The sequence below is a fragment of the Silvibacterium acidisoli genome (genome assembly GCA_022870745.1).
Classification (GTDB): Bacteria; Acidobacteriota; Terriglobia; order Terriglobales; family Acidobacteriaceae; genus Silvibacterium.
Genome location: CP085323.1, coordinates 3930906 through 3949301 on the forward strand (window position 1 = coordinate 3930906; position 18396 = coordinate 3949301).

The window sequence follows — 18396 nt, forward strand, 5'->3', positions numbered from 1 at the left end:
TTAACAATTTTCTTGACTCCATGAGTCGGCAACGGTAAGTTGCTCAACAAGCGAAATCAAAAAATAGTAAAAATAACCATTTCGGAACCAACGGTAACCAGAGATCCATTTATGGAGGCTGCTATGCCTGTGTTCACCCTTCGTGTCTTTGCTTGTCGATTCGCGCTGCTGCTTATGCTCATTCCCGCTCTTGGCGCACAGTCTGTGCGCGAAGCTGGGCTACGAGGAGTCATTACCGACCCTTCCGGAGCGATTATCACGAATGCTCACCTGACACTTACCGATGTTGCCACCAATATTTCACGCAGCGGAGTAACTGACGGCAAGGGCGAATACAACTTCCGCGCGCTCTCGGCTGCTACTTACAAAATGCTGATCGAGGCGCCGGGGTTTGGTCCCGTAGAGCAGGACAATATCGTGCTGACGGTGAACCAGCAGGCATCGCTCAATGTGACGTTACGGCCGGCGTCGGTTTCGACGAGTGTGTCAGTAAGCGCGGTGCCGGTGCTTCTGGATGCAGATGACGCGACACTGGGAACTGATGTTGGGAGCAAGTATCTGACCGAGATTCCGTTGGTGAACCGCGATTTCTTTGGACTTACATTTCTTGCAGGCGGAGTGACGGAGACGACTGGTTCAGGCGTGCAGAACTCTTACCCCTCCGGTACGAACTATGTATCGAACGGGCAGCGCAATGCGACTGCAGAGATTCGCCTTGACGGCAACCTGACGAGCGCTCCGGAGCAGGGCGAAGGCGGAACATCGAATGTGTTCTATCAGCCTTCGGTCGAAGCGTTGCAGGAATTCAAAGTGGAGAACAACAGCTTCTCCGCCGAATACGGCAACAATGGCGGAACGGTTGTGAACACGGTGATGAAGTCGGGCACGAACGACTTCCATGGCAGTGCCTGGTGGTATGGCCAGCGCTCGACGTTTGACGCCCGCGACTTCTTCAACGATGGGCCGGTGCCTGATCACCAGCGCGACCAGGCAGGCTTCTCGGTTGGCGGCCCGATCCGGAAGGACAAAACATTTTTCTTTGTCGACCTGGAGTGGATCCGCGACCGTGCGCCGGTCAATATTGTTGCCACGGTGCCCACGCAGCTTGAGCGGAGCGGCGACTTCTCCAGCACCTACGCGTATGACGCGGATGGCAACCTGGTGCAGAACCAGATCTTCGATCCGTTTACGACTACGCCGGATGGTACGCGTACGCCATATGCGGGCAACAAGATTCCTCAGAACGAGATCGACGCGATCGGACAGAAGCTGCTCAATTACTATCCTGCAGCGAACCAGGCGGGTGACCCGGGCATTGGCACGAACAACTTTCGGGACGTGATCCTGAGCGGTGATAACAGTGTTCAGTTCGATGTGAAGCTGGACGAGAACTTCAGCCAGCGCTCGCAGTTGAATCTTCGTTACAGCTTTCTGCATAGCAACGGCAGCACGCCGACGGTGTTCTTCGACGATATCTTCAACGATGGTACGAACTATACGACCGATGTTTACAATGATGGCATTGAGTACACTTATACTCCGACTGCCAACACGCTATGGGTGAGCCACTTTGGCGTGGACCGCGTTTCGCAGCCGAGCTTTTCGAAGACACCTGATCCAACGTCGTTCGGTTTTCCGTCATACATTGAGCAGGACAGCATCAAGCGGATGCCCGCTATTCTGCCGAACTCTTATGGCGACTACTCGCGCTTCACTCCGCTCTTCAGCCAGTGCTGCGTCGATACGCAGTTCGCGCATACGCTGGTAAATTACTCGTCTGCGTTTTCGTGGACGCATTCCAAGCACAGCCTGAAGTTCGGTGGTGAGCAGCGGCTGTTTTATAACAACTTCTTCCAGCCGAACTATCCGAATGGCTGGTTCAGCTTCGATCCTACGGTCAGCTCGGGCTCGCCTTACGATACTGCTAACGGTACGCAGGGCAACTCCTTCGCAAACATCCTGATCGGGTATGGAGACACGGGTGGCATCACCGTGAGCCGGGCGGTTGCGGACCTTTCACGCGAGACGGCATTTTATGCGATCGATAACTGGAAGCTGACGCAGAAGCTTACGCTCAATCTTGGAGTGCGCTATGAATGGAGTACTCCTTACACGGAGCGGCATAACCTGGAGCAGTTCGACGACTTTACGGCAAGCAGCGGGTTGAATGTGCCCGGACTGGGGACGCCGCTTGGCACGACGATTTTCGCTACAGGCTCGCAGCGCAATATCCCGGTGGATCGCAACAACTGGGCTCCGCGCGTGGGTTTTGCCTACCAGGTGAGCAACCAGACGGTGGTTCGCGGCGGTGCTGGAGTTTATTACGGCATGAACGTTGCTACAAACTTCCAATATCCTGGGACAGCATTCAGCAGCGCGCCGTCGGTCTTCTTCTCCAAGGACAACTATGTCGATCGTTACGCGACGCTGGGCAATCCGTTTCCAGGAGGCATTCAGCCGGCACAGGGCACGAAGTACGGTGCCCAGGCGGAGTGGGGTCTTTCCAACGGCAACAACCTGGATTTTGAGGAAGCGCGCAATGCCGAAGTTTACCAATGGAATCTTGGCATTCAGCAGGTGTTTCCGGGACAGATAGTGCTGGGTATCGACTACTCGGCGAACCACAGTACGCATCTGCCATGGGGCGGTTATAACAGCACCAGTAACCGCAATTTCATTCCGTCTGACGTTCGCCGAAACTACACCAGCGACCAGCTGAATGCTCTGGTTAACAATCCCTTTCAGCCGCTGTTCTCGGGGGCAAATGCACAGTTTAATGAGCCGGAGTCGCGCTATGGAGACGACCAGATTCCGCAGGTGAACCTGCTGCGTCCTTATCCGCAGTTCGATGGGGCTTTCCAGGGACTTCCGAAACTGGCGGCGGTTTCCTGGTACAACTCGATGCAGGTGCGCTTCCAGAAGCGGGCGAACGCTTACCTGTCTTTTGAAGGCAACTATACGTGGTCGAAGGCGGAAGATAACTCCTCGACCGGGTTCAATGCGTTTGTCGGCAATCTGGATAGCGGCAATCCGCAGGAGCTGGACAACCTGAAGCGTGAGTGGTCGCTGAGTGCGAACGATGCGACCAATCGATTTGTAGCAGCGGTAGTGGCACAATTGCCTTTCGGCCGGGGAAGGCTGATCGGCAGCAGGATGAATCGCTTTGTCGATCTTGCTGTGGGTGGATGGCAGGGCTCTACGACCTTCACCTTCCAGAGCGGTCAGCCGATGCCGATCAGCATGGCGAACCCTCGCCTGCAAGATGGAAACCAGCGGCCGGATGTTGTCTGCAGCAACGTGAAGATGGGCATGAGTGTGCATCATGCTGCGTACACGGATCAGCCTTATCTCAATTCGGCTTGCTTCGCGGATCCGGGCGATCAGCAGGCCGGCAACGCGCCGCGCTACTTCTCGAACATCCGCGCAGATGGGATTCATAACTTTGACGTAGCGTTCTCGAAGAACGTGACGTTGCCACGCGACACGCAGCTGGAACTGCATGCCGACTTCTTCAACTTCACCAACACGCCGCGCTTTGCCTTCCCGGCTTATGACTACGAAGATCCTGCGTTCGGCATCATCAGCTCGACGGCCGCAGGGTACACACCACGACACACCCAGTTCGGTGTTCGGTACCAGTTCTAAAGGCAGCGAGCGCTTGCCGGGTAAGGATGCGTATTCATGCGTTGCTCAAAACGGAATGTCGTTTCGGTGTTGCTGCTCGCGGTTGTCTGCCCTTTGTCTGCGCAGACAGGAGCGACAGCCTCTTTCGATGGGGCGGGACGAAGCTGGCTTCGGCATGTTCGGATCGCAGCTTATCCGCTGAGTTCCGCAGATGCCGAGAAGATTGTTCAACAAGCAGAAGAGAGCGGTGTGTACGGCATCGAGGTCGACAACGATATCCCCGGCCGCTACGAAAGCCTGCTCGATCCCACCGAAAAGCTTGAGGCCATTCGCCGCGTTGCAGCTGCCGCGCATCGTCATCACAATAAGGCGTTCGTCTACATCGCCGGTACGGAGTGCATTACCGCCAAAGGTGATGGCGCTCATACCCTGGCGAAGGATCATCCCGATTGGTTACAGCGAAAGAAGACAGGTGAGCCCGCGATCTTCGATACAAAGGCCGCCTTCTGGATTGCCAAGGGCGAAGAAGATGCCTGGATCAGCCCCTATGCTGCAAGCTGGCGCAAACTCTACATGCAGCGAGTACGGCAGATCGCGGCGACGGGCATTGACGGTATCTACGTCGATATTCCGTACTGGATGACGCACTTCACCGGCTGGGAAGATACATGGGCCAGCTTCGATGAAGCGACTATTGCCGCATTCAAACGCGAGACGGGACTCGATGCGCGCCGCGATGTGAAAATCGGGGACTTCCAGGATGAAGCCTTTCGCCGGTGGGTCGACTTTCGCGTCAGAACGATTACGGACTTCCTGATCGAGATTGGCGCGCAGGCGACCAGCGTGAATCCGAATATCTCGTTGATTCCCGAAATATACCCCGGTATTGAAGAAGAAGCGCCGAGGGTTGGGGCTGATGTCTACCAGATCTATCCGCACGTGGATGCGATTGCGCACGAGTATGAGTTCGGCGGAGGGGACGATCATACCGCGGCATCGCGCACCCCATTCGATTGGATGATGTATCAGATCGGCATTCGCAGTTTTCGTGCTTTCGCGGGCGATCGCTCGACGTGGATTCTTAATTACTCGTGGGACGGTGCGGCAGGAGTGAAGCCGCATGACGCAATGCTGAATCTGTTTGCATCGGAGTTGGTCGCGGGCGCCAACCTGTGGGATGCGCGTGGACACGTCATGTCGGGCTCGAATGACATGACAACACGCAGTGAGGTCTATCATTGGGTCGCCATGCACGACTCGCTGTTTGCGGGGAAGCGTGTTCCGCTTGGGAATGTTGGAGTCTACTTTTCCGACATGACGCGAAATCAGCGTCCGAAGGAGTTTGTTGCTTCATATCGTGGAGTCCTTCTGATGCTGCTGCGCTCGCATGTGCAGTTCCAGATCGTAACGCCGCGATCGCTCACGAACTTCTCAGGCAAGACTCTGGTGTTGCCCGATGTGCAGGTGCTGGATGCATCGCAGGCAAGCGCCTTACATCGATGGCAGGCGCACGGGGGCCGATTGGTGTTGACGGGAAAGCCGGATGCGAAGCTCAACGATGTTTCCGAGGCCGAGCGCTTTCCCGATCACCCGGAACGTGGATATCTGGAGCGGGCAGAGCAGCAGCTTGACACACCTCTTGCTCCGGAAGAACGGAAGCTGCTGGATGCAATGAGCGGAAAGCAGACGATCGCCATCGATGCGCGGGGGGAAGTCGTAGCGCACGCGGCGATGGTAGACGGAGTTCCGTCACTCTTCTTTGCCAACTTCAGCGGCCTGCAGGCGGGTAAGAATGCGACACCGACCGAAGAGAAGGGAACAGGAATTGACGTGCCCTCGGCGTGGGGCATCCACATGCACGTGCTTCCATTCCTCGGCGACGAAAAGGTTGTCGAGGGGGAGAAAGCAGGGTCCGGCATTCACTTTCGATTGCCGGCGCTGGAGCGTGCGTCGTTTGTGTGGTTCACTCGCTGACGAAATGACATGGCTTACTTGTCCAGGTGGGTTACTACGGGCGTTGGTGCTGCTCCCTGTTCGTTGTTAATCAGCCAGTCGATGCGCTCTTCCATCTCCCCGGGGCGCATCTGTCCGAGAATTCTTGAACGAATGACTCCATCTTGATCGAGAAATGCCGTTGCGGGAACGGCATCGCCCAGTTGGAGACGTTTCATGTCATCGTCTGTTGCGCCGGTCCAGATGGGGTAAGAAATCTGGTGGCCGGTGAGGTAGCTGGGGATCTTCTTCTGCGTCTGTGGCGCATCGACAGACACTCCGATGAAGACGACGTTTTTGCCTGCGTAGGTTGCAGCCGTCTTCACGACCATGGGCATTTCAGCATTGCATGGGCCGCACCATGTTGCCCAGAAATTAAGCACTACGATCTTGCCGTGCAGATCAGCAATTCGAACTTTGTGCCCCTGAAGGTCTTTCAGTGTGAGCGAAGCGGGTTTCTCGGCAGCATGTGAGACGAGTGTGGTGGTGGCGAACAGGAATGTTGTGGCGATGCGAAGCGACAGTTCCACGAGCGGACTTCCTTCATAAGGCGGCAGAAAAAGGACATGCTGATGATCCTGCATGCCTGTTCGAAATTAGAAGCGGTGCTGGAAGCTGGCGAGCCATACCCAGTCGGCGAAGGCGGCGTCACCATGGGTGCCAAGTTGCAGGTCAGGCACACTGGCGATGCGATTGCGATAGAGCGCAGGGTCGATATTGGCAATGAGAAGATCGTGTCCGCCATGAAAGCTGTAGATTGCTCCGGGCTCCAGTGAAACTGCATAGCCCGGGCGGCGGAAGCCCTCGTTGCTGCCGAGGATATCGTGCGCGGGGACGCCTTCTTTACGCAGGCCGCCGGTGATGGTGAGTCCTGGAACCTTCTGCACCATGTATGCAACGCCGAGCTGCATGAGATATTCATCAGCGGCGGATACGTATTTATTTTGAGGAGCAGGAGGAGCGGACCCCGGAAGGCTAAACGCGAGGATACCGTTGGTCTCCGCGGGAGTAGAGAGATAGCTTGCGTTGAAGTAGGCCTGCAGCGAACTGCTGATCGCCTGGAAGGAGGAGACGGTCAAGGGAATGGCCCATACGCCGATTCCCGGTTGAATCGAATAGTCGGCGATTGCTGTTACAGGAGCGGTGCCTGGCACCTCTACAAGATTGGTCGCGACATTGTCGCGGCCCGTAGGAGTTTGCACGCCGAAGCCTACCTGTATGTTGTGTTTCGGATTTCTTGTGGGATCCCAAACCCAGCCCTGAGCCATAAAACTGATGTCACCGACTCCGGAGGCTGCGAAGGCTCCTATTACATCGGTCTTCGGCGATCCATTACCGAGCGCTCCCTGGCGAATGAAGTAATTGCGACTGGCAAACTCAAACGGAATGGTAGCGATGACGCTGAAGCGTGGCGTGATCTGGTAGGTCAGGCTTACATCTTGAAGGTTGATGCGATTCTTGACCTGCGACTGCCCCTGCTCGCGGTACACCTGCTCGACTGAGCCGACATAATGGCGGAACGAATATTGGTGACGGTAGTTGAGGTTGAGCTGCCAATGTCCGGGCGCGAGGTATCCACCATTGCTGTCAGGTCCGCCTACTTCGCCGACAGAGTGTGCGACCACGCATCCCTGCGCCGTAAGACGGGGTGCATCGAATGATGCAAAGAACACTACAACGGCCAGCAGACAGGCAACTCCAACTACGCGTTTCTTCAGCGACATCCAGTTCTCCAGTACTCGAGGATTCGGGAGAACCTTACTGGCGACGATAGAGCAGTGTCTTGGACCTGAAGGCTGGGCTCTGTCTCAGCTCTTCGATGGTGAACGAAAAGCAACCGTCGAAGGATAGAGCAGTCAATCGAATGGTGAGCCGGTGGTCAGAAAAGATATTGCCGCATGAGCTTCAACGACTCATGCGGCAATAGGCGATGTTGATTTCTAACAGTTGCGTGTCGTGTGCTCGATGTAGAGAGACCGAGGCGTTACCATTGCACCCCCGGGTAGAGGCTGGGAATGCGGATGGCGCGATAGATATCGCCGATTTGTCCCGGCACCTGGACCTTCATCTTCCAGATGGTCTCGAGTCCTGGCTGCGGAGCCAGTTCGACGACAGACGAGCTATCGTCGACTCCCTTCGTGTTTCTCTGGGAGGAGAGTGCGACGTTGAAGTTGCCGTTAGCAAGTTGTTCCGCGCTGCCGCCCCATAGAGAAAACTGGCCGGGAGGAAACACTTTTCTAGCTACGATGCGCGCGGTCTTTGCCTGCTCATCGATCTCGAAGACAGGCACGGTCGAATAACAGGGAGCGCCTTTTCCCGGCATGCCCGGCATCATCTTGCAATGCACGCCATCCGCATCGGGCCTGCCGAGGCCATTGTCCATCATCGTGAGCTGAAAGACTCCAGCACTGCGCGGACCGACGATTGAAGGGAAGTGTTGTGCGTAGGCCCAGTCCTCGGGGTCATGTCCATTGAGCAGCTTGAAGTCGCCTCCGGCACCGAGCCTCCACAGGATCTTGCCGGAACCATGGCCATTCTCGTAGTCAATCTTGATGACCCAGCTTTGGTGGCGCATGGAAAGCAGCAGGTTGCCGTCGTCCGGGGTGTATACGATTGCGTTCGCGTGAGTCCAGTCAGGGGACATCAAGGGCCGGCGATGCAGATCAAGATGATCGAAGGTGTTCCATGTCCACACGGGCTGGAGGTTGTTATCGAGTTCAATGATCATGTCACCGAAGATGTCTGTCTCTCCCTGGCGTGGATGGGTTCCGGGACGGAATTCATTGGCGAGCACAAGCCAGTGTCCATTGGGCAGGACTTCGACATCGTGGTGGAACATCTGCAGTTGTATATCGGGATGTCCGTTGCGGTGCAGAGCCTCGTTGAGCTGCTCGATGGTGATCTCCCGCACGGTCTTTCCTGCGAGATCTACTTCGCGCACAGCGGAGTGTGCGCCATCGGGAAGCGGACCCACGACCAGCCCTTGTGCAGCAAATCCGAAGAGCACCGCGAAATTGCCATTCTTCAGCGGTTTGACCGGATTGACGATTTGCAGGTTCGCGATTTCTTTGGACGAATCCATGTAGGGCGCAGTGCTCTCACGGCGTGCGACTCGTGTCAGGTCGTCTATCGGACTGGGTCGTTGGAAGTAGCTGGAGATCTTCTCCATCCAACGCTGCTTCCAGCGCAGAAAGCGCAGGTGATGTTGCGACTGCCAATCCGTGAGGTGATACGTCCAGAGAATATGGCCGTCGAGGTCGGTGGCTTCCACCTGTCCCAACTCGCCTGTACTGCCGTTGAGCAACTCGAGTCCTGGCTGCTGCGCGGGAGCGCTCTGGAAATGCTGGACGGCGATGTGGATGGGACTGATCGTCTTCGGCAGCGCGCCGGTCTTGAAGACGTGATCGGGATCGTTCAATATGGCGCCGTCTTTGAATTTGACTTGCGCATGCATGTGATAGACGGAATCTGCTTCCATGCCTGCGACATATATTGTGAGAGGCTTGCCTTGTCCCGCTGCGGTTTGCGTCCATGTTTTCCGCAGATGACTCTGGTCGGGTCCGAAAAAAATCGTAACGTCCGCGGGATCTTGAGGCGCAACGGAGTAGGAAGCAACCTGAGGATTCGAGGTATGCGACACGTCACCTTCCGGCATGCTGTGCTGACTGCCGGATGCGGTCGAAACGGTTGTGACCGGCCGCTCGCGGCACGAGGCAAGCGATATAAGGAACAGAACAGTTGTGTAGATAGAAATGCGCCGGGAAACGGACAAACTTACCTCGTCTTTCACAAGCAGAGAGGCTTCTCAGTCATGTAGAAGGAGCATGATCGAGAAGCCCGTTTGCAGATCAAACCGCTGCGTCGATCGATGAGGCAATTCGCGGGCAGCGTGTCCGATGAATTGCCGTGAAGCTCTTCCCGCAGCTATACGGGGACTGCTTCGGTTTGCATCGGTTGCTGGAAGGCTGCTTCGTGTTCTTCAGGAACCACAACCAGTTCGCCCATTCTCCATGCAGCCGGGTATTCGGTTCGGTTCACGATGTTCCAATCGGGGCCGGCCAATTCGACGAGGACATGATTGTCGACATCGTTGAGCAGCAAGTTTCCATTAGGCAGGCGTGTGCAGTCCTGAATCCAGCCGCCATCGTATGTGATGGTCCGCTTCAACTTCAGATCGTCGTCCAGCACAATCAGTTCCTTGCCGAGGGTGTTAGCCAGGATCCATCCACCGGGAATTTTTTCGAGTGCATGCGGCCTCGCGAGTCCTTCGAGAATGATCTCGCCATTTTGCTCTTCGGGCGGAAGGCTGCGGTCGATCTGAAGCAGCAGTCCCTGATGGAAGAGCAGGCAGAGTACATAGCGCTCTTCTTCGCGATCACGGATTGTGGCGCAGTTTACGTGCGTTGCCTGGAACTTCGTGTGGTAGTACCGGTTGCGATGTTCACCGTTGCGGCCGCTGGGGCGTGGTTCTCCTGATGGCGTCACGGTGTATCCATGTTCGGCAGCCCACCATTCCCATAACAGGTTGCCATCGCGATCGACTTCGATAACGAGATCGGTGCCGCAGGAAGCTGAGAGCAGTCCGCGCCTGGTTCTTTCCAGGCTGTGCAGATCGTTGAAGTAAGGGTGCGAGATACGCTTCAACAGCTTTCCAGGATGTTGATTGAGGTCGATTTCAAAGATATTCGAGGCTTCAAAATCGCTGACGTAGAGCTGCCCATCGGCGAAACAAACGCCTGCAGGATTGCCGAGATAATGGCCCCAGTCCGCCTGCCAGGCAATTTCTTTCCGGTCCCAGTCATAGACGACGAAAGTGCCTGCATAGTTCATGTCGGGGACGAGAGAAGGGCCGAGGTGACCGGCATCGTGAAAGACATATTCGTCCTTCGTCCACGTTAAGGGTGATGTTGTGCTTCCGGGGCCGGTGACGGCGGGTGTATGGACCTTTTGCCCAGGCACTGCGGGCAGGCCCGACTCAAGCTTCCAGCGAGCGCGAAGCTGCTCACTGTTTGTCGTGTAAACCGATGCGGCGATCAACATAGTTATGAAGATAAGCGAGGCGAGCGTTTGCGTAAACGCTGCAATCGATAATCTGGGCCCTTTGATGAGATATCTGCGATAGAGAGAGCCAAGAAATTAAAAAAAGACATTCATAAATACAAATATGCAACTTGTACGTGACGAATGCCGTCTCACTTCTACTTAGCTTCTTTTTTAAAAGGACCGTCTCTGTTGTGATCGATCTTCACTGTCATACGGACTGTTCTGACGGCAGTGATGCGCCGGTTGATGTGGTGCGCCTCGCTACAGAACTGGGCCTTGAAGCGCTTGCGATCACCGACCATGACACGCTTGACGGCTACGATATGGCAAGAAAGCAGAGCGACCTGGCAGGATGCAGCCTGATATGTGGAGTGGAGCTAAGTACGCACTCCAGTCGATGCAGTCGTTCGGTGCACTTGCTTGCATATTTTTTCAGGGAGCCCGGCAGCGAATTTCGCTCGTGGCTCCAGGAGCTGCGGGAAGGAAGATGCGAACGGAATATCCTCCTGCAACAGCGGCTGCAGTCGCTGGGCATGGAGATTTCCTGGTCGGAGCTTGAGGCGATCAGCGGGAAGCAGCTGGGCAGGCCTCACTTTGCCCGCCTGATGGTGAAAAAGGGTTATGCCGCATCGCTGCAGGACGCTTTCGATCGATATCTTGCGGAAGGCCGGCCAGCATACGTGGAGCGTAATGAGCCTGCTCTCGAAGAGGCTGTAGAGAGAGTCGCCGCCGCCGGCGGAATCGCCACTCTCGCGCATCCTGCGCGCATTACTCGTGACCCACACACTTTACGCTCGCTTGTCGCCGATCTGATTCCATATGGCCTTAATGCAATCGAATGTTTTCATCCTGAGCATTCGGCAGAGGACACAAATCATTGGCTCGCAATTGCCTCAGAGCTTGATCTTGCCGTTACAGGCGGATCGGACTATCACGGAAGTTACAAACCAGATATTCGACTGGGGACAGGAAGGTCCGGAACGCTGCATGTTCCTTCGTCGCTGTTCCTTGAGCTGAAAAGGCGTTTCGCAGAAACAGTCGTGAACGCCTGAGCATCAATCTTTCCAATCGATGGTTTCTTCTGCTTTGTTTAAGAGCTTTCGATGACGTCTGTATTCATGAAAAATGTTCATACTCCCATTTCTTCGGCTTCCAGGGTTCTGACGTCTCCGCGTAACGGGGCGCTCATTCCTTTCATGGCTGCTGCGAAAGACAAGCGGCAGTTGATGAAAGAGGCGGGCGGGCTTGAGTCTCTGCAAATTTCCGCAGCCTCGGCCTCTCACCTGGCGATGCTGGCCAGCGGAGCATTTTTGCCGATCGACCGCTTTCTCGGCGAGCGCGACTACCGCAGCGTAATGCAATCCATGCGACTGACGAACGGAGTTCTCTGGCCGGTACCGATCACATTGCCTGCAGGGGAAGGCAAAGGGTTTCGCGCAGGATCGCGCATCGCGTTGCGCGACATGCAGAATCGTCTCCTGGCCTGCATGACCGTCGAGGAATCTTTCGAGGTCATGCGTACTGAGTTGCGGCACGCTCGCAACGGCGGGAGCCGAGGTGCCGGTCACACATGGTCGGAGCGGGCCATCAGCGGCCCGATGGACGTTTTTTATATCCCGGCAGATTTGCAATTTCCCGATTTGTGGCGAGATCCGGCGGCAGTGCACAAGGAACTGTCTCTGCATGGCGGGAAAGCCGTTATATCCGTGGATGCCTGGGAACCGCGCGATGCGGAGAGCACTGAGTGGCTGCGCGCACTAGCCCACGATCGAAATGCAGTTCTGCTATTGAACCTGGCCGGTGCCGAGCAGCGGTTGGATGAGCTGAGTCATTTTCGGCATCTGCGCGAGTGCGTCGACGCATTCCATAACTGTTTTTCTTCGTCGCGCGCCATGCTCAACTTCGTACACCTGGATGCGCAGCTTTCCTCTGAGCAGCAGATCTTGTGGCACGCCATCGTTCACAAGAATTACGGAGCCAGCAGCTATGTCGTCGACACTTCGCGCTGGCGCGGCCGCAAAAATGTGGCAGATGGTGAGATGCTCAGAGCGTCGAAGCTGCTTCAGGATGGAGCCGCGGAAATCGGCGTGGAACTGATCTTCAATGCCGCGCGGACCGGTACTTCGCGCAAAGCCTTCCCCATTACGGCAGCGCAGCCATCAGCTGGACCTGCATCCGGCATTATGGATGAGCTTCCATGCCAGACGTCGCGAAGCGCTTTTCCTCCGCCAACGATTCTCCAGGTGCCCTCTGAGTGGGGCGTTTGCCTATGGTTTACGGGCTTGCCTTGTTCCGGAAAATCTACGATCGCGGAACAGCTTCTGGTGCTGCTGATGGAAGGCGGCCTGCGTGTAACGCTGTTGGATGGCGACACCGTGCGCACGCATCTCTCGAAGGGGCTCAGCTTCTCAAAAGAAGATCGAGACACAAACGTACAAAGAATAGGATTTGTCGCTTCAGAGATTGTGCGGCATCGAGGCATCGTGATCTGCGCTGCTGTGAGCCCCTGGCGGGAAACGCGGGATATTGTGCGCCAGATGATGCCTGATGCTTCATTTGTGGAGATCTTCGTCGATACACCTGTCGAGGAGTGCGAGCGGCGCGATGTGAAGGGCTTTTACGCGAGGGCGCGGGCCGGGCAACTGGATCACTTCACCGGCGTGAACGATCCTTATGAGGCGCCGTTGCAGCCGGAGGCCGTGCTGCAGACAGAGGGTGTGACAGAACAGGAAAATGCAGAATCACTGTTACAGTTTCTGATTCGCGAGAAGTATCTTTCCGACGCCTCAAAAGACGGCGCGGATACGTTGTAGTCCGGCTTGCAGCATCGCGGATCTCTACACGTCATCGGATAGGCTTGAGAGAATGCGGTCCCTAGTAAGGAGGGTCCGGTGTTTTCTCATAAGGCTTGCCGAACATGTTGTCGTGCTCTACGACAGCAGGGACTGAAATGTGGACATCTCCCAGATCGGTTTCCGATGCTACCTCGATGTCTCTTTGCATACCGTCGAGCGTTTGTTGCTGGACTCCCTCTATCCAGTAATGCAACTTATACGACCCAGGCGGGATATTGCGGATCTGAAGGCTATCGTGCTCGGTGGCGATGGCATAAAGCGGCGTGGAAAGAGCGATGATGACGGCGCTCATCTCGGGATGAATATTGCAGAAGATGTAAGACGGTCCTTCGCGCGAGAAGACAACGGACCTGCTGATGCCTGCTTCGTACAGCCCGAGATCGAAGCGCTTTCCATCGAAAAGCGAAAACACATTGTGAAAGAAAGGGTCCTTATTCGGGAACTGCACCGTGCTGCCGACAGGAATCACCTGCAGGTGAGGGATGAACGTGCGGTTCTTCTGGAGCAGGGTGTAGTGCTCGTGGGAGGCAAAGGGAAGAACCGGTGTGCCATTTCTTGCTTCCAGCCAGATGACAGCGGGCACTGTGCGCGGGTTTCCCGCCTGCTCTGCGACAAGATGCAGAGTCAGAGAGCCGTTCGCATGACGTTCCTGCGGAAGCGCCACACCGCACGACAGGACGCAGAGGATGAAGAGTAATCGCGGCTTCTTGCGCAGGGTCATCAGAATTTGTATCCCGCCCCCAGCATGATGACGTTGCTGCCCGAGGATAGACCCTCCACCGGCCTGCTTTCGATGCGCCTGTATTCGAGAGAGAACATGATGTAAGAGCTTGGGCTGTAGATGATGTTGCCGGTGTAAGTCTGATTGCGGACGAGGTTCGCGATAATGCCCGCGGAGGGGACGTAGTAGGGACGCATCTGGCTTGCGAAGAGATTATCCGTACCGAATGCCGCGTTTGTCTCCAGCCGTTGACTCCACTTTTCTTTCAGCTGCATCCATCCTCCGACGTCGTCCAGCGGCCTCACATAATAGCCGTCTCCATCAGAATCCGCGATAGAGGCGAAGTCTTTATATCCGCCTGCTCCGAGGCCGCCGAGACCGAGCCCGCGATAGGCGCTGCCGGTGAGCTCGAGTCGCGCGGGTAGATAGAGTTTCATATCGAGAGTAGCTGCCCAGGAGTCGAAACGATGGCCGAGCGTGGTCTGATGCCGCAGGAAATATCCTCCGGCTCCGAAGCGGCTGCCGGATAGACCGAGTCGGGAGGGGAAGAAGGCGGCGTGTGCTTCTACTCCAGGTGTGCGGCTGGCTTCTCCGGAGCTGACGAGCGCCCCTGTGGCTGCGCCGGCGCCGGTACTCTGCGGCGTGAGCGGAGCATCGGCGACATCGACGACAGCTGCTTCGAGTTGCGCATTGCGGCCGCCGTCCAGTCTGAAATCGTGCCGGAGGGCGACCTCAGGATTCCATGTCCACAGGTTGCCGGACCAGGCGAGAGCAGGCACTGCAACAGCAGTGAGCGAAGTAGGGGTATCGGGGCTGAAGATGGGGCGATCGAGCGCGAAATATGCCTGGGTCTGATCCCATGCGAGGCCAGCGTGCGCGGTTCGGAGACGGAGCAGGGTGGTATTGGAGTTGTAGTATGTCGTTGCCGAACTCGATTGTCGCATGCCATTGAAGTCGACGCTGAGGTCGGCATAGCTGCGCGCCCCAAAGAGATGCGGCCCATGCGCTTCAATGCCGAGTACTGTCTGGCGAATGGAGGCGCCTGTGTTTCCGTTACCCGGTATCGAAACGGTAGGGGTGGCAGGGATATCGACCGCATGGGTGTTGACGAAACCGTTCAGCAGAATGAGCCCCGTGATCTTGACGGGATACTTTGAATCGCTCTCCACCTTCGCCTGTTCGTGCGTTGCGATCTGCGATGCCTGCATCGCCTGCTGTTCGCGTAGCTCGTCGATGGCCGAGTTCAGATGGGCTGCATTCGAAGCAGCATTTGACGCATCCTGTGTGGACTGCTTCTGGGTCGCATCGGGACCCTGATGGGCCAACTGCTGTTTGAGAGCAGCAAGCTGTGCACGCATTTCATTCAGCTCGCGCTGCGACTCCTCTACCTGGGCCTGGGTGCGCGTCATGGCATCGGTGAGTGTCTGTATCTTCTCCTGGAGATCGTCCTGAGCATAGAGATGGCCGCAGAAAAGCAGCAGGATGCCTGTCGCGCGAAGACAGACTCCCCGAGCGATTTCCGTGGCCTTCCGTGACTCAAATGTGAGCATCTTCATGTGTGTCAATCCGGTCGTGGCGATCCGATGGTACGGTGGGATGCTGTTGATCGGACAAGCCTCGAGCGATGGTCATCTGGAAGATGGTTTCTTCGGCGCGGCTGCTCACGAGTGTTACGTTGCCCCCATGTTCCGTGGCGACACGTGCGGCAAGTGTCAGTCCCAGGCCTGTGCCTTTCTGCTTGCCTTCGCTGACGAAAGGCTCGAAGAGGCTGGTGCGAATATTCTCGGGGATACCGATGCCGTTGTCCTGAACGAGAAGCGTGATCTCCTGGTCCGTGGCTTTGAGCGTCAAGATCACCTGTCGGGCTGTACCGGCACTGCGCTGGGCCTGGCAGGCGTTAAGAGCGAGGTTGAAGATGGCGCGTTCAATCTGCTTGCCGTCGACAACTGCCGCGGTTTCGGTGGGGTCTCCGTAACGCGTGAGGAGCGTGACGGCCTCCGCATCCGGATGCTGCCGCGTGAGAGCTGTCGCGCGTTCGAGTAGGGTCGCCATAAGCTCGGGAACTCTCCGTATGCTGCTTCCGGTGCGGCTGAAGATCAGCAGTGACTCGATCATATCCGTGGTGCCGTGGACGGCGGTGCGGATATCGGCAAAAATTTCGGCGCGCTCCTTTGCAGACATTTTGTTAAGAGCGAGGAACTCAGAGTTGGCATAGATCGCGGCGAGATAGTGACGCAAATCATGCGATACGGAGCTGGCCATGCGTCCGATCGTGGCGAGGCGCTCTGCCTCGAGCAGCTTCAGATTGACCTGTCGAATCTCGTCACGCATGCGGACGAAAGCTGCACTCAGCTGGCGGACCTCCTGCGTGCCGTGAAAAGACACCCGGTAGTATCCGTCGCCTGTTCCGAAGGCGCGCACGCTCCTGGATAGCGATTCGAGTGGACGGGTGACAAAGAGTGAGACCACGACCATGAAGAGCGTTCCGAGAATAAGAGCAAGCATTCCAGCCGTCAGAACGACGCGGTCGATGCGGCTGATCCAGAACTCGGCAGGCCGCAGCGACTTCAGCACGACCAGTTGCAGGGGCGAAGTAGCGGAATGAGAAAGGTCCTCGGTTGCGGCGATAAACGGCGTTCCATCGACGGTGACGCCTACTGAGCCGTCTGAGCTTGCGGAGGGCAGAGAAGGCAGAGAGATCAGATCCTGCTGTGCGTGCGGTTGCAATGTGCTGGCGACCACATGGCCCTGACTGAGAAAGGTCGCTTCCACGCCGGTAGGCTGGCTGATCTGTTTTACTGTACGTTCGATGGATATGCCGCTGACTACGTAGCCGAGCAGTGTTCCTTCTTCGTTGCTGCCGAAGTAAAGAGGCCGCACAGCACAGGCATAAAGCGAGTCGCCATCGATGAGGTAGTGCTCGTCATGTGAAGAGATGAGCGCACCGATGTTCTTTCGGAGAGCGGCGGTTGCCGGAGCGCTCTTTGTGTACGCAGCAACGACCCTGCCGTTTGAGGCCGCCAGCGCAAAAAGATCATTGCCGCTCAGTTGCCAGAAGTCGACCGCTCCATCCTGGATAGTCAGGTCATCTCCGCTTGTCATCAGCGCTTTGAGCGTGGGGAGATCGGCGAGAAGCGCGTTCTCGCGTTCGAGGGCCGCAAGCCGCTCTGCCTGGAGATTCTGGAAGGTGATGACGGAGTGGCTCAGGTCTTCGGAGAGATTCTTGGTGACCTGTGCGCGTAATCCCTGTCGAAGCAGGAACAGGCTGAGACTGGTGACACTGGCGATGACCAGGGCCATGGCGAAGACGAGCAGGACATGGGTTCGAACGCCCTGCTTCAGGCGCCTTGCCAGGAACATCGAATGGTCGGCAGCAGATGGAGCCGAGTGAGAATCAAGGGACAAATTTATATCCTGCTCCATAGATGGTGAGCAGATGCTTAGGATCCGCCGGATCGGGTTCCAGCTTCTGGCGCAGCTTGAGTATCTGATTATCTACGGTTCTGGTCGTCGGGTAGAAGTTATACCCCCAGACTTCGTTCAGCAAGACCTCCCGCGTCATGACCCGTTCGGAATGTTCGGTGAAAAACTTGAGCAGCTTGAACTCATGAGCGGTAAGCACCACCGGGTTTCCTCCGCGGCGGGCGGTCATCTTCTTGAAGTCGATCTCACAGTCGGCGAAGCGGTAGGTTTCAAGCGAGGTGGTCTTTTTCTGGCGACGAATCGCGGCCTGCACGCGTGCGGTTAACTCGCGCGGGCTGAATGGCTTGGTTACATAGTCGTCGGCACCCAGCTCGAGCAGAAGAACCTTGTCGACAACCTCGGTGATGGCGCTCAGAACGATCACCGGCGTTTCACTGGACATGCTCTTGAACATCTGGCAAAGCTCGCGTCCTGAGAACTGGGGCAGGATGAGATCGAGAACGACAGCGAGTGGCCGCTCGCTGCGGAACAGATCGAGCGCGGTCTGGCCGTCGCCGGCAACCGCCACGGTGTAGCGCTCCTCGGTGAAGATCCGGCGCAGCACCTTCTGCATGCGCGGGTCATCCTCTACGATCAGGATCGTACCGAGGCTGGCAGACATGACAGCGTCTGGCGTGCTCGCTTCCAATTCCGTATCTTTGCTCTTCGCCATGTTTGAACCTTCCATACATCTCTATT

The 18396-nt window shown here is 56.6% G+C and carries 12 protein-coding genes; 4 read left to right on the top strand and 8 right to left on the bottom strand.

Features of this window, described 5'->3' with window-relative positions; genetic code table 11:
- Positions 1–123 precede the first annotated feature (123 nt).
- Positions 124–3645, top strand: coding sequence for a TonB-dependent receptor (locus tag LJD29_RS16430; protein WP_446742640.1), 3522 nt, complete (start codon positions 124–126; stop codon positions 3643–3645).
- A gap of 36 nt (positions 3646–3681) precedes the next feature.
- A complete protein-coding gene (locus tag LJD29_RS16435) occupies positions 3682–5598 on the top strand; it encodes a hypothetical protein (RefSeq protein WP_446742641.1) in 1917 nt (638 codons plus the stop codon).
- Between the two features lie 14 nt (positions 5599–5612).
- Here the strand turns inward: LJD29_RS16435 and LJD29_RS16440 are convergent, their stop codons facing one another.
- The 4 genes from LJD29_RS16440 to LJD29_RS16455 all read right to left on the bottom strand — a co-directional run bounded on the left by LJD29_RS16440 (position 5613) and on the right by LJD29_RS16455 (position 10656).
- Positions 5613–6146, bottom strand: a complete 534-nt coding sequence (locus LJD29_RS16440; RefSeq protein WP_446742642.1) for a TlpA family protein disulfide reductase — start codon at positions 6144–6146, stop codon at positions 5613–5615.
- A gap of 66 nt (positions 6147–6212) precedes the next feature.
- On the bottom strand, positions 6213–7340 hold the full coding sequence (locus tag LJD29_RS16445) for a hypothetical protein (RefSeq protein ID WP_446742643.1): 1128 nt from the start codon (positions 7338–7340) through the stop codon (positions 6213–6215).
- Positions 7341–7600: 260 nt separating this feature from the next.
- Positions 7601–9388: an aryl-sulfate sulfotransferase gene (locus LJD29_RS16450; RefSeq protein WP_446742644.1), complete on the bottom strand. Its 1788-nt coding sequence runs from the start codon at positions 9386–9388 to the stop codon at positions 7601–7603.
- Positions 9389–9540: 152 nt separating this feature from the next.
- A complete protein-coding gene (locus tag LJD29_RS16455) occupies positions 9541–10656 on the bottom strand; it encodes a YncE family protein (protein WP_446742645.1) in 1116 nt (371 codons plus the stop codon).
- A gap of 194 nt (positions 10657–10850) precedes the next feature.
- On the opposite strand from LJD29_RS16455, the gene LJD29_RS16460 reads away from it, so the two are divergent.
- Both LJD29_RS16460 and cysC read left to right on the top strand, forming a co-directional pair.
- Positions 10851–11711: a PHP domain-containing protein gene (locus LJD29_RS16460; RefSeq protein ID WP_446742646.1), complete on the top strand. Its 861-nt coding sequence runs from the start codon at positions 10851–10853 to the stop codon at positions 11709–11711.
- A 51-nt stretch (positions 11712–11762) separates the two neighbouring features.
- Positions 11763–13472, top strand: coding sequence for an adenylyl-sulfate kinase (gene cysC, locus LJD29_RS16465; protein ID WP_446742647.1), 1710 nt, complete (start codon positions 11763–11765; stop codon positions 13470–13472).
- 61 nt (positions 13473–13533) lie between these two features.
- Here the strand turns inward: cysC and LJD29_RS16470 are convergent, their stop codons facing one another.
- Genes LJD29_RS16470 through LJD29_RS16485 form a run of 4 tightly spaced genes read right to left on the bottom strand, consistent with a single transcriptional unit; the run spans position 13534 to position 18370 of the window.
- Positions 13534–14235: a cupredoxin domain-containing protein gene (locus LJD29_RS16470; RefSeq protein ID WP_446742648.1), complete on the bottom strand. Its 702-nt coding sequence runs from the start codon at positions 14233–14235 to the stop codon at positions 13534–13536.
- Positions 14235–15791 (bottom strand): hypothetical protein, encoded by a 1557-nt coding sequence (locus LJD29_RS16475; RefSeq protein ID WP_446742649.1) that lies wholly within the window; start codon positions 15789–15791, stop codon positions 14235–14237. The genes LJD29_RS16470 and LJD29_RS16475 overlap by 1 nt, the downstream gene beginning before the upstream one ends.
- Positions 15772–17640 carry a sensor histidine kinase gene (locus tag LJD29_RS16480; RefSeq protein ID WP_446742650.1) on the bottom strand — a complete coding sequence of 623 codons (1869 nt, stop codon included), beginning with the start codon at positions 17638–17640 and terminating at the stop codon, positions 15772–15774. Before LJD29_RS16480 ends, LJD29_RS16475 begins: the two co-directional genes overlap by 20 nt.
- Positions 17630–18370 (bottom strand): response regulator transcription factor, encoded by a 741-nt coding sequence (locus LJD29_RS16485; RefSeq protein WP_446742651.1) that lies wholly within the window; start codon positions 18368–18370, stop codon positions 17630–17632. The genes LJD29_RS16480 and LJD29_RS16485 overlap by 11 nt, the downstream gene beginning before the upstream one ends.
- Positions 18371–18396: the final 26 nt, after the last annotated feature.

Coding starts and splice junctions, on each gene's coding strand:
- LJD29_RS16445 (WP_446742643.1), bottom strand. CDS start 7,340: ATGTCGCTGAAGAAACGCGTAGTTGGAGTTGCCTGTCTGCTGGCCGTT.
- LJD29_RS16435 (WP_446742641.1), top strand. CDS start 3,682: ATGCGTTGCTCAAAACGGAATGTCGTTTCGGTGTTGCTGCTCGCGGTT.
- LJD29_RS16485 (WP_446742651.1), bottom strand. CDS start 18,370: ATGGCGAAGAGCAAAGATACGGAATTGGAAGCGAGCACGCCAGACGCT.
- LJD29_RS16430 (WP_446742640.1), top strand. CDS start 124: ATGCCTGTGTTCACCCTTCGTGTCTTTGCTTGTCGATTCGCGCTGCTG.
- cysC (WP_446742647.1), top strand. CDS start 11,763: ATGACGTCTGTATTCATGAAAAATGTTCATACTCCCATTTCTTCGGCT.
- LJD29_RS16475 (WP_446742649.1), bottom strand. CDS start 15,791: ATGAAGATGCTCACATTTGAGTCACGGAAGGCCACGGAAATCGCTCGG.
- LJD29_RS16455 (WP_446742645.1), bottom strand. CDS start 10,656: ATGTTGATCGCCGCATCGGTTTACACGACAAACAGTGAGCAGCTTCGC.
- LJD29_RS16470 (WP_446742648.1), bottom strand. CDS start 14,235: ATGACCCTGCGCAAGAAGCCGCGATTACTCTTCATCCTCTGCGTCCTG.